The sequence below is a fragment of the Vagococcus sp. WN89Y genome, from assembly GCF_052220145.1.
GTDB lineage: Bacteria > Pseudomonadota > Gammaproteobacteria > Enterobacterales > Enterobacteriaceae > Kosakonia.
This window is the reverse complement of record NZ_JBQPOM010000028.1, coordinates 320530-332989: the sequence shown is the minus strand read 5'-3', so window position 1 is coordinate 332989 and position 12460 is coordinate 320530. Positions and strand designations below refer to the sequence as shown.

Sequence of the window (12460 nt, the reverse complement as noted above, 5' to 3'; positions counted from 1 at the left end):
AATGTTAGCGCCTAACTGCGCACTAAAAAGGTTATCGGCACAACGAGCAGGGATTTCAGCGTTCCGGTGATTTTGCAGTGAAAAACGTGATGCAGATGCTCCCCATTCGCAAATTTTTGCCGGAGAGCATCAGTAAGAAGCGTTAATTGATTCGTGGTGTGAATTAAAATTTAACGTTGGAATTGTTTGTGAATGATGTTTGCGCCCTCATCAATCGCTCGCCACAAAGCTCTTTCGCTGGCGAAGCCATCTCCCTCTTCCAGAGCGGCTAATAAATCTGAATAATTATGCCCGCGCATTAAATCGTCGGACATTGGGTACAGATAGTTAAAGCATGGCCCAATCTGTATCCACAGTTGCTCAATTAGCGCGCTGAGCGTTGGCATATCGGCTTGCTGATAAACGCTGAAACGAAACGCCCGATTAGCCTGTAGTGTCAATTCGGTATTACCTGTTTTCAAAGCTTCGGTGAAAGCATCAGCGAGGCTTCGCAGCTCGCGCATTTTATCTTTGGTCATGTTCTGGCTGGCTGCGCGGGCTGCCATGCCTTCCAGATTCTTGCGGATTTGATTGACTTCGTTATAGCGCGCCAGCGTTACCTCAGGTACCAGAAACGCCTGTGCAGGTGTGGCATGCAGCGCGCCTGCGGAAACCAGTCGCAACAGCGCTTCGCGCACGGGCGTAATACTTGTACCAAGCTGATCGGCAATCTCTTTCGTTATTAAGCGTGCGCCGGGCTTTAGCGCACCAATGATAAGCGCACTTTTCAGACTGGCCTCGACCTGCATGGTAAGACTGGTTCGCTGCGCTTTTTCCAAATCAAGCATGTCTATTTCCTGTAAGTATTTTTCTTTATATTCAGCCTGGTAGTGTGCTTTTTTACCATTATTAGAAGAAGATATATGATGCAACATGCCTGGTATTGGTTTACTGCGTAAAAAAAGGAAAAAAACAGGTTATTTATTATGCACGGCTACCAGGAACTGCCTTCATAAGGTATGTCAGTTCCTTATCCATGTATAATTAAAGACGTTTTTTTAAAAATTGCACGATATATGATGGCGGTTTTTCACCGCCATCTATTAATTAATCGTTTGAACCGAGTTGAACGACAACTTTGCCGAAATTTTTACCTTCCAGCAGGCCAATAAACGCCCGGGGTGCATTTTCTAGTCCCTCAACTAATTGCTCACGGTAATGGATTTTTCCCTCTTTTACCCACATCCCCATTTCCTGGTGGAATTCATGAATGCGGTGACCATAATCCTGGTTAATAATAAATCCCTGTAACCGAATTCTTTTTTTCAGTACCGTTGCCATTAACAAAGGAACCCGATCCGGGCCATCAGGTAAATTAGTGGCGTTATAGCCACTGACCAGGCCGCATACCGGCACGCGCGCCGATGTATTCAGTAGCGGCAGGACGGCATCAAAGACCTTGCCACCCACGTTTTCATAATAAATATCAATGCCTTGTGGGCAGGCTGCGGCAAGCTGGTCAGCAAAATCATCCGCATGATGATCCAGGCAGACGTCAAAACCAAGCACATCCTCCGCGTGGCGACATTTTTCACTGCCGCCCGCGACGCCAACAACGCGGCATCCTTTAATTTTACCAATCTGACCCACGGTAGAGCCGACCGGGCCGGTGGCTGCGGCAACGACCAGCGTCTCTCCTTCTTTCGGCTGACCAATATCCAAAAGCCCCATATAAGCCGTAAAGCCTGGCATACCGAGGACACCGAGGAACCATGAAGGGTGTTGCGGGTTATCGCCCAGTTTCACCAGCTTATCGCCAGCGGCGATATCGTAATCCTGCCAGCCGCTGTCGCTCAGCACCCAGTCACCTTCGCTAAAATCAGGATGCGAAGAGGTCACGACACGGCCCACTGTGCCGCCGCACATCACTTCATCAATTTTTACCGGAGGTGCATAAGAGGGTTCATCGCTCATCCGCCCGCGCATATACGGGTCCAGAGATAAGAAAACGTTACGCACCAACACCTGGCCTTCGCCTGGCGTTGCGATATCATCCTCTTCGAGGCGGAAATTTTCCGCCACCGGAACCCCGTGCGGGCGGGAAGCCAGTACCCAGCGACGATTACGATGTGAATCTTGGTTCATCATGCTCTCCTGTGCTTTAGTAAACTTACTTTTTATATTAGTCGTTTATGGGAGAGCCGTGTTTCATTATGAACTGGAATGGTTAAGGCGCACAACCAGATAGCGACAGGGCGCAGTGGATTCATTAATAAAGCGGCAATCGTTCGGCGGCCCCAGTTCCAGGCAGTCACCGGCTTTCATCTCATGGCGGGTTTCACCTTCGATAAACGTCAGCTCCCCTTCCTGAAGCCAGATAAGCTGGCGCGCCAGCGCGTAAGAGGCGGCAGGCATCGGGATATCGCTACCGGCGGGAAGTTCGACTTGCACCAGATCAATGGGCAGGTCGCTGCGCGGTGAGATGTGGCGACGCAGGTAATGGCTTTGCGGATCGCGCCACACCGGCTGATCACCAGCGCGCAGCAGTCGGCCTTGGGGCATTTCGGCGCGGGCAATAAGCGTCGACATACTGATGCCCAGCGCGCCGGAAAGCCGCGCCAGCAACGTCGCTGTCGGGCTGCTTTCGCCACGCTCAATTTTATGGATCATCGCCCGCGAGACACCGGCGCGTTCGGCAAGTTCGCTAAGCGACCAGCCGCGCGATTCCCGTTCAATACGAATACGCGCACTGATCCGTTGATTTATATTGTCTGAGATAGTATTCATAACGTAATACTATAGTGAACAACCTCTGAGGTTCAACCATGCACATTCGTTATGCCGGGAAAGAAGATTGCGCGGCAATTGCCGTTATTTATAACCACGCTGTGGTGAACACGGCGGCAATCTGGAACGATCAAACCGTGGATGTTGATAACCGTATCGCGTGGTTTGAAGCACGCGCGCTGCTGGGTTATCCGGTGCTGGTCAGCGAGGAGAACGGCGTGGTGACAGGTTACGCTTCGTTTGGTGACTGGCGTGCATTTGATGGTTTTCGCCACACGGTTGAACATTCTGTCTATGTACACCCGGAACATCAGGGCAAAGGGCTGGGTCAGGCATTATTGGTGCGCCTGATAGAAGAAGCCAGGCGTATCGGTAAGCATGTGATGGTTGCGGGGATCGAGTCGCAAAATCATGCGTCGATTCATCTGCACGGCAAACTCGGGTTTGTTATCACCGCGCAGATGCCGCAGGTCGGCACCAAATTTGGCCGCTGGCTGGATCTCACCTTTATGCAGCTTCAGCTGGATAACCGCAGCGAGCCGGACGCAATCTCATGAATCAGTCGCTCACCCTCGCCTTCCTTATTGCCGCCGGGATTGGCCTGGTGGTGCAAAACACATTGATGGTGCGTATCACGCAGTCAGCCTCAACGATTTTGATCGCCATGCTGTTGAATTCACTGGTTGGTATTGTGTTGTTCGTGTCGATTTTGCTTATCAAATACGGTGTGGCAGGTTTTCAGGAACTCTATAGTAGCGTGAAATGGTGGACGCTGATCCCCGGTCTGCTGGGATCGTTTTTTGTTTTCGCCAGTATCAGCGGTTATCAGTATGTCGGTGCGGCGACAACCATTGCGGTGCTGGTCGCCAGCCAGTTGATAGGCGGGCTGGTGATGGATGTGGTGAGAAGCCAGGGTATTGCGCTAAAAGCACTAGTCGGCCCGGTATGTGGTGCCGTGTTGCTGGTGATTGGCGCCTGGCTGGTGGCCAGACGCCAGTTCTGACTACAAAATGGTACCGCCTTTGGTGAGCTCGTCGCGCCGGGCTTCCATCTCTTCTTTATGCTGCTTGTCATGATGAGCAATAGCATAACGCAGGCGCTGCTGCTGGGTATAACGCTCCTCCCGGCTCAGCGCGGTGTCATCGCTTAACTCAATCAGCAACTCATTCATTCCGGCAATCACATTCTCTGCAATAGCCGCATCCACGCGAGCAATAACAGCTTCCAGGTGGGACATAACCTCTCCTTAGTTAAGTTTTGCTTTCGAAAAATCGCTCCCCATCAGGCTGACGCTATAACCGCTGACATTGCTGCGGGTCGCGTAAAAGGTTTTACCGTTTGCCAGCGCAATCCAGGGAGCCTGCTGATAAAAAATCTCTTGTGCCTGCCCGTAAAGTTTGGCGCGCGCCGCAGGATCGGCGACCAGTTTGGCTTGCTGCACCAGCGCATCATACTCTTTATCGCACCAGCGTGCGGCATTGGAACCGGTTTTTATGCTGTTGCAGCCAAGCAGCACATCGGCAAAGTTGTCCGGATCGCCGTTATCTGACATCCAGCCAAACAGCGCCGCGTCGTGCTCGCCTTTGCGCATCCCGGAGAGGTATTCACCCCACTCATACGATACGATTTTGGCATTGACTCCAACTTTAGCCCAGTCGCTCTGGATCATCTCGGCAATGCGGCGAGAGTTCGGGTTATAAGGCCGCTGCACTGGCATTGACCACAGCGTAACATTGACCGCTTTTTCCAGCCCGGCCTGTTTAAGCAGCGCTTTCGCTTTTTCAGGATCGTAGCTGTAATCTTGCAGATCTTTATTAAAGCCGAGCATATTCGGCGGCAGCGGAGATTTCGCCACCTCCGCTGAACCCAGGAACACGGCATTCACGATAGCTTTTTTGTCGGTCGCGTAGTTCAGCGCCTGGCGCACCAGCACATTATCAAACGGCTTTTTCTCAGTATTAAACGCCAGATAACCGACGTTCAGCGCATCAACTGTGTGCAGGGTTAGATCTTTATTCTTTTTAATTTGCTCAAATTGCACCGGTGCGGGCGCAGGAATAATCTGGCACTCGTTGGTTTGCAATTTCGCCAGGCGAGTCTGCACATCCGGGGTAATTGAGAAAATCAGATGCTTAGTCGGTACCGACCCTTCCCAGTAATTTGGGTTGGCAAGATAACGGATCTGGGCATCGGTTTTATATTGCTGCAACGCATAAGGCCCGGTGCCAATTGGCCAGGTATCAACATATTCCGGCGTGCCTTTTTTAAGCATTGCATCAGCATATTCAGCAGAAAGGATAGAAGCAAAGTCCATACCCCAGTCGGCGAGAAACGCCGCGTTAGGTTCGCTCAGTACAAACTGAACGTGATAATCGTCAAGTTTCTTCACTTCTTTGATTAATTTATCAAGACCGACGTCATTAAAATATTCGTAGGTGCCTTGCGAGACATTATGATACGGATGGTTCGCGTCTTTTTGCCGTAATACGGAAAAAATAACGTCGTCAGCATTAAAATCGCGCGTCGGTTTAAAATATTTATTACTGTTAAACTTTACGCCCTGGCGTAATGTGAACGTCCAGGTTTTGCCATCATCGGAGACTTTCCATTCGGTGGCGAGAGACGGAACCGGCGTATTTTTTACCGGGTCGAACGTCACCAGGCGGTTATATAAAACTTGCGAGCTGGCGACAAAAGTCGGGCCGGAGCTGGCAATTTGCGGGTTAAAGGACTCAGGCGACGCTTCGGAGCAGTAAATCAGGGTGTCACTGGATGCCGACCATGCGGCGCCTGCCGGTAAGAGTGTGCTCAACACGAGGGCGAGCAGCTTTTTCCCTGTCGTCATTATTTAAACCTTCTCTTTTTATATGGAATGATAATCTCAGCACAGCTTCAGAAAAGTGGCAAATAACCAATTTGACAGAGGTTATATTAAAGCAGTTGTTTTTGCTGAAATATCCACCATTCTTAATAAAGTAATTTCTGTTAAGTCTTTTTTACGGCGTCAAGTTGAATCGACGCTGCCAATGCTTCGAGAATTCAAAGGTTTTGCGCTTTCTTCTGCCTTTTACTGGTGGCAAGTTTGCGTATAGTAGACGCGTGAAGAAGTCTATGGGATGAAAACGTGGCAAAAACTCTCTTGCGCAGCGGCGATCTGGATGATTTCCAGGCCGTTGGCGGCGGCGGTCAGGCCGTCTTCGATTCGGCGTTGCAAATTCGTGAAGCACTGCGTCTGCGTAAGCAGCAGGCGCTGGTGGACTGCCTGGCAATACCCCAGGTTAATGACGAGGGCGATCGCGTCGACTGGTACTCACCGGTAGACGGGCGTGCCGTGTCGTGGAAAGCCGCCGATGATGAGGCGCGTTTTCGTGCCCTGCGCTACCTTGAAAGCACGATGGACAGTGCCTTTGCGCTAAGCCGTAAGTGCATACAATCTCCCAAAACGGCGCAGCAGCTGTTCGGTTCGCTGCTGGAAAAAGCCCTGCAATTCCCCGGTGAAAACCACGTATTTCTGGTGGATGGCAAGCCGGTTATCACCTTCTGGGGTTTTGTTAACCTTAATGAGAGCGCTCGAGAAAACGTGCTCGACTGCCTGCGTTATGAAGAGGTGGCCGAGCCTGTTGTTGAGCTGTTGCCGGAACCTGAACCCGAACCGGAACCTGAGCCAGAAAACGAGCCGGTTGCGCCTGCGGCCTTTACCCATGCGGATGAACCGCTGCTTGCCCCGCGCCCGGAGGTAAAACCGGCAGCTTCGGCACCGGCTGTAGTAGCGGCCTACACGGCGGAAGCGGAGCCTGCTGTTGCAGCGCCTGTGGCGAAAAAGCGCCATCGCGTGGGCCTGTGGGCAATTCCTGTAGCGGTGGCGGTGGCTGCGGCTATTGGCGTCCCGCTGATGCTTCATCAGTCGTCAACCGATCCTGAATCTGCACAGCCCGCTCCTGTTGCCGTTGCGCCCGCACCTGCCCCTGCTTCTCAGCCTGTTGCCGTTGCCCCGCCGCCAGCCAACGCAGCGCCAGCACAGGCTACAACGCTGCCGCTGCATCCGGCTGAAGTCGCCGCCACCGGCACGGCAAAAGCGGCGGATGAAGAGTCGGAACCGGTCGTGATCGCAGCAATAGCAAAAGATGCCCTGGTGATGGATGCCACCCAGGTGAAACTGGGATCGACGCGTTTTCTCAATGGCGAGTGGCGCCTGGCGATGGATATCAAAGACCCGGTAAGCGGTAAAGCGCCCACTGTGCGTTATCAAATTAATAACAACAAAGGGACGGCGCGTATTGTGCATGGCAAAAATGTCACCTGCCGCGCGGATCTCTTTTCCGGGTTACATCAGACCGGGGAGTTGCTTATCAAGAGTCGTGGCAACGCCCGCTGTAGTGACGGAACCCGCTATCCGATGCCGGAAATCACATGTAAAGCAGGCAGTAATAATGTCGCAGACTGTAGCGCGCGTTTTGATGCCAAAACCACCGTTGCAGTAACGTTCAGAAAAACAGGTGACTGATCCTATGCTGGTTAATCTTTGCGACTACAAACAGAGCGTGACGCTGATTGCCAACAGCGGCGTGCAGTTTCTCGATTTTGGCCTGACGCCGCTTGATACAGCAAACAGCGGCCGTTTTGTGCGTAAAACCGCCAACGGCCCGCTGTTGCGTCTTGATTTTGACCTGGTAAACGGGCGCTATACCCTGCCAAACCGCGAAGGCGGGCAGCCGGAAGTGGTGAAACCGGAAAGCACACATACGTTGCAGACATCGCTGGCCATTCTTGATGGCGTCTGGCTGCCGGTACCTTTTTTACGCTTTAACCCGCCGCGCACCTTTGTTGAAGGCCCGGATAACTGGGCGCGTGTCCAGATCCGCAAACTGAACGAGCCGGACAGCGGCGGGAATACCCACCGCGTCACGCTGGCACTCGACAGCCAGATCAACGATCTCTCCCCCGCCACGCTTGCGCCGCAGCAAAACGATATCCTTAACGGCACGCGTTTTGCCCTGGCCTGGCGTGATGCGGAAGTGGCGGATTTCCTCGATCAAACCTGGGTGGATGGCTGGCTGCGCGAAGCGTTTATGCAGTTTATTACGCAAAACGAAGTCCGCAGCGAGCGGGATATCACCCTGGCACTGCGCGCGTTTGAGTATCAGGCGCACTGGCTGAACCTGATGACACTGCTGGGTAGTCAGCTACAGATACCGGAAGTGAAGATTGTCACGCATACGCTCAGCACACCGGCGATCCCGGTGGATTTGATCCTGGATGTGGGGAACACCCACACCTGCGGCGTAATTATTGAAGATCATGGCGATGCGAACGATGGCCTGCGCCAGACCGCTGAGCTACAGGTGCGCTCGCTGAGCGAGCCACAGTTTCTCAATGAGCCGCTGTTTACCAGTCGTCTTGAGTTTTCCGAAGCGCGTTTTGGCAAGCAGCATTTCTCCGTGGAAAGTGGCCGCGAAGATGCTTTCGTCTGGCCATCAATTGTCCGTGTGGGCGATGAAGCCCGCAAACTGGCGATGCAGCGCCTGGGTACCGAGGGTAACAGCGGCATCTCCAGCCCGCGCCGCTACCTGTGGGATGAGACCCCGGTGTTGCAGGACTGGCGTTTTAGCCAGATGAACAGTAAAACGCAGCGCGAACCGCTGGCGACGGCGTTTCCGTTGATGAATCTGATGAATGACGAAGGTCAGCCGCTTTACAGCCTGCCGCTGGATGAGCGCCTGCCCGTCTTCTCGCCGCAATACAGCCGCAGTACGCTGATGACGCATATGCTGTGTGAATTACTGGCGCAAGCGCTGGGCCAGATCAACAGCGTCGCGACACGCCTGCGTCTGGGCTTTCCTGCCTCTCCCCGACAGCTGCGAACGATCATTCTGACGCTGCCGTCGGCGATGCCGAAGCAGGAGCGTGAGATTTTTCGCCGCCGCATGTTCGAAGCCATTGCGCTGGTGTGGAAAGCAATGGGCTGGCATCCGCAGGATGAAGATTTTGCCAACCGCAAGCAGCAGGACAAGAGCGTGGTGCCGGTTCCGTACATTCAGATGGAGTGGGACGAAGCCAGTTGCGGCCAGCTGGTGTGGCTGTATAACGAAGCCATCTCCCGCTTCGCCGGGCAGACGGAAACCTTTTTTGCCTCCCTCGCCCGCCCGGATCGCCCGGATGCCCCCGGCACGGTACATGGTCGCTCGTTACGCGTTGCGTCAGTTGATATCGGCGGCGGCACAACCGATATGGCTATCACCCATTATCAGCTTGATGACGGCACCGGCAGTAATGTGAAAATTACCCCGCAACTGCTGTTTCGTGAAGGCTTCAAAGTCGCGGGCGACGACATTTTGCTGGATGTGATCCAGCGCTGCGTGCTGCCTGCGCTGCAAACGCATATGCAAAAAGCCGGGATCACCGATGCGGCCTCTATTATGGCGACGCTGTTCGGAGACTCCGGGCGCATCGATACCCAGGCCGTGCTGCGCCAGCAAACGACCCTGCAGCTCTTTATGCCTGTCGGGCATGCTATTCTCGCGGCCTGGGAGGAGAGCGATATCAACGATCCGCTGGCCGGGCTGTATGCGACTTTTGGCGAGTTGCTCAGGCAGCCACCGACCCGCAATGTTATCAATTATCTTAAGCAGGCCATCGATCACGCCCTGCCTTCGGGAGCGGCGGAGTTTGATGTGCTGTCGGTTCCCTTACAGATAAACTTCCGTGAATTGCAGGAAGCCATGCTGGCCGGGCAGTTTACCCTCACCGCCCCGCTCCATGCGCTGTGCGAAGCCATCAGCCATTACTGCTGTGATGTACTGTTGATTACCGGTCGCCCTGGCTGCCTGCCCGGTGTGCAGGCTTTAATTCGCCACTTACAGCCAGTGCCGGTGAACCGCATGGTGTGGCTGGATAAATATCGCGTGCATGAATGGTATCCCTTCAGTCAGCAGGGCAAAATCGGCAACCCGAAATCCACCGCTGCCGTCGGCGCGATGCTGTGCAGCCTGGCACTGGATTTGCGCCTGCCACGTTTTAACTTTAAAGCGGCAGATATTGGCGCGTACTCGACGGTGCGTTATCTGGGCGTGCTGGATAATGTGGTCAATACGCTGCGGGATGAAAACATCTGGTATGCGGATATCGACCTGGACAAACCCGGCGCAAAACTGGATGCGCGGCTGCATTTCCCGCTGCGTGGAAACATCACGCTCGGTTTTCGGCAACTGGCGAACGCCCGCTGGCCGGCAACGCCGCTCTATACGCTCAGTATTAACTCCCAGGAGCTGGCGAAAACCATCGCCGGAGATGGGGTGCTGAATGTTCGCCTGCAATTAAGCGGCGGCAGCAAACAGCAAGGGCCGGAATCTTTTATCCTGAGCGAAGCCTGGTTGCAGGATGGCACACCGGTGCCTGCTGATGCGTTAACTTTTAAACTGAATACGCTGGCCGATCGCCGTCATAGCGGCAGCCATTACTGGATCGACAGCGGGAGTGTGTATCTGAAATGAGTGCGAGCCTAAAGACCTCTCAGGCGCTGGCAGCGTGGATCAACGAAAACCGCAAGCTCTCGCCGTTGCTGGATGATGATGCTGATGCGCTGCTGGCGCGCCTGTCCACCTATGGCGCTCAGGAATCTGCGCTGGATGAGGCGCAGGCCTCGCCCTGCACCGTCGGCTTATACGGCCATGCGCAGGCGGCGAAAGCGCATTTGCTGGCGGCGCTGTGCGGCAGCGGCAACGGGCGGCTGAATGTGCGCCCTGGCGAAAAGACGCTGGATTATTTTACTCATATCAACCCAGGTCATGCGCTCACCAGCATGGCGCTGCGTTTTAGCCAGCAAGAACAGGCGTTGGATGACAGTTTTCCGTTGCGTCTGCACATTATCAGTGAAGCAGAGCTGGTGCAGATCTTTATCGCCCATGCCTGGCATCAGCCGGGGCTGCGCGCGGTCGATAAAACCGTTATCGAAAGCCGTGTTGCGCGCTGGCGCGAGTTGCGCCAACCGAACGTGGTGCCTGGTATTTCCGCAGAAGATATTGGTGCCATTGCCCGCTTCTGGCGTTCAGTGGTGCCCTCATCGCATCAGCAAATGGACGATGCGCTGTGGTATCAGTTTGCCGGTCTTTTGCCGCAGCTGGATTTGAGCGCGCGCGCCAGCGCCTGGTCGCTGCTATGGGGTGAGAATCAGGAGCTGACGCAGCAGTGGCTTTCGCTTGCCCATACCCTGCATCAGACCGGAAATGCGACACAACTTGCCGCACCGCTGAGTGTCCTGGTGGACAATTTTGCGCTGCCGACAGAGGGTTTTTTAACCCCTGCCGAGCAGGAAAGCACGGATATTCACGGGGAAGTAGTGGTTCATCCCTGGGCGGGCGGGTTGCTGCATAATGCGGTCAGCCTGCCGCTGGCAACGCTTGCGTTGATCACCCGCGAGCTGGTGTTGCCTGTTGAGCATTGCGAGTTGGCATCGGTGGATATCCTGGATATCCCTGCTCCAGCGCCGCGTGCAGGTCAACCGCTATGGCTCAGTAAGTGCCGCTGGCTGCTGGAGAGTTATCGCCAGCGGATGCAGCCGGACGTACTGATGATCTGTAATGCGACGCCGGATCGTTCAACCACCGGCGTGACGGCACGCGCGCTGCTCAACTGGGTGAAAGAGACGCAGTCCGGCCAGGAAACGGCGCTGCCCGGCCTGGTGTGGGCCATTACGCCGCAGGACGAGCGTTTTACCCACGGGCAAAACCTCGACGAAGCTATTCAGCAACTGATCAGTAAACCCGGGCAGCACTGGGGCACATTACAGGCGCTGGATGCCAGTAGCCTGCAGCGCCTGCTGGAGTGGCTGGCGCAGGCAACCGCGCCAGCGCTGCGCCAGGCCCGTTTTGCTGCGTTGCGCGAACGTCAGCACCACGCGCTGCGCGACCTGCTGCAAGCGTGGATAGCCGCGCCGTCAGGTGAAACCGCCGCGCCGCGTGCCGCAGCAGAATCGCTTGTGCGCGTGTTGCAAGGGCATGCGTCGCGCCACGGTGAGTTGTTGGAGGGGTTGTTGCCGGAGATGCAGCAGTTCGATGCGCTCTGGAAGGTTCAGCAGCCGCGCGAAGAAAAAGTCAGCGGCTTATTTAATGACGCCATCGATCTGTTTGCCGAAACCACTGAAAGCGCCGAGCCGCAACTGGAAACAAAAGAGATTGGTCATCAGGCACATGCGCTGTGGATTAACCATGTGCGCCAGTGGAGCCGTAACGACGAAAACGCCGCACGATTAGGGATTTCGCCTGCCGCGCTGCGCCAGGTGGCTGAGATTGTTATTCTTAGCAGCTATCGACTTAACTTATCACAGCAGCTGCAACAGATTATGCAGCGTGATACTGCCAGCGCCGCTCAGTTACATGCTGCCATCGGTAACTTTATCGCCTGGCTGGGGTACGCGTCGGTGCCTGAGGCTGAAAGACCCGCCAGCCGGGTGCAAAAAGGCAGCGCCATTTTCGCGATGGAGTCTGTGGGGGTCAATGAAGCGCGGCTGACGAAGCTGAGCGAACAGCCCGTTCATGCCGCGACACGCTACGTTTATGACTGGCTGGTGGCGCTCTACAACCGGGCGCTGGAAAACATCGGCTACCACCACCCGCAAGATGTCTCCCCTGCCGCGCGAAAAAAACTTAACGCGCTGTTACCTTAACCTGCTAACCCGGCCACCTGTGCGCCGGGTTTT

Annotated in this window: 10 protein-coding genes; 5 read left to right on the top strand and 5 right to left on the bottom strand. The window is 54.8% G+C overall.

Annotation, left to right across the window (positions count from 1 at the left end):
- Window positions 1-170: 170 nt before the first annotated feature.
- The 3 genes from ACTU3N_RS10170 to ACTU3N_RS10160 form a co-directional block, all read right to left on the bottom strand.
- Window positions 171-827 carry a GntR family transcriptional regulator gene (locus ACTU3N_RS10170; protein ID WP_443086007.1) on the bottom strand — a complete coding sequence of 219 codons (657 nt, stop codon included), beginning with the start codon at window positions 825-827 and terminating at the stop codon, window positions 171-173.
- Between the two features lie 259 nt (window positions 828-1086).
- Window positions 1087-2127, bottom strand: a complete 1041-nt coding sequence (locus ACTU3N_RS10165; RefSeq protein WP_443086006.1) for an NADP-dependent oxidoreductase — start codon at window positions 2125-2127, stop codon at window positions 1087-1089.
- Between the two features lie 63 nt (window positions 2128-2190).
- Entirely contained in the window at window positions 2191-2766 is a 576-nt protein-coding gene (locus ACTU3N_RS10160; protein ID WP_443086005.1) for a helix-turn-helix domain-containing protein, read from the bottom strand.
- A gap of 38 nt (window positions 2767-2804) precedes the next feature.
- Between ACTU3N_RS10160 and ACTU3N_RS10155 the strand changes: the two genes are divergently transcribed.
- A complete protein-coding gene (locus ACTU3N_RS10155; protein WP_443086004.1) occupies window positions 2805-3323 on the top strand; it encodes a GNAT family N-acetyltransferase in 519 nt (172 codons plus the stop codon).
- Window positions 3320-3769 (top strand): DMT family transporter, encoded by a 450-nt coding sequence (locus ACTU3N_RS10150; RefSeq protein ID WP_443086003.1) that lies wholly within the window; start codon window positions 3320-3322, stop codon window positions 3767-3769. The genes ACTU3N_RS10155 and ACTU3N_RS10150 overlap by 4 nt, the downstream gene beginning before the upstream one ends.
- Here the strand turns inward: ACTU3N_RS10150 and ACTU3N_RS10145 are convergent, their stop codons facing one another.
- Together ACTU3N_RS10145 and ACTU3N_RS10140 are read right to left on the bottom strand one after the other, a co-directional pair.
- Window positions 3770-4003: a DUF2526 family protein gene (locus tag ACTU3N_RS10145; RefSeq protein ID WP_443086002.1), complete on the bottom strand. Its 234-nt coding sequence runs from the start codon at window positions 4001-4003 to the stop codon at window positions 3770-3772.
- A gap of 9 nt (window positions 4004-4012) precedes the next feature.
- On the bottom strand, window positions 4013-5611 hold the full coding sequence (locus tag ACTU3N_RS10140; RefSeq protein ID WP_443086001.1) for an ABC transporter substrate-binding protein: 1599 nt from the start codon (window positions 5609-5611) through the stop codon (window positions 4013-4015).
- Window positions 5612-5890: 279 nt separating this feature from the next.
- Between ACTU3N_RS10140 and ACTU3N_RS10135 the strand changes: the two genes are divergently transcribed.
- The 3 genes from ACTU3N_RS10135 to ACTU3N_RS10125 are packed head-to-tail and all read left to right on the top strand — an operon-like array spanning window position 5891 to window position 12427.
- Entirely contained in the window at window positions 5891-7270 is a 1380-nt protein-coding gene (locus tag ACTU3N_RS10135) for an SrfA family protein (RefSeq protein ID WP_443086000.1), read from the top strand.
- Between the two features lie 4 nt (window positions 7271-7274).
- Complete coding sequence (locus ACTU3N_RS10130; RefSeq protein WP_443085999.1) at window positions 7275-10256, top strand: virulence factor SrfB; 2982 nt, start codon at window positions 7275-7277, stop codon at window positions 10254-10256.
- Window positions 10253-12427: a virulence factor SrfC family protein gene (locus ACTU3N_RS10125; RefSeq protein ID WP_443085998.1), complete on the top strand. Its 2175-nt coding sequence runs from the start codon at window positions 10253-10255 to the stop codon at window positions 12425-12427. Before ACTU3N_RS10130 ends, ACTU3N_RS10125 begins: the two co-directional genes overlap by 4 nt.
- The last annotated feature ends 33 nt before the right edge of the window (window positions 12428-12460 follow it).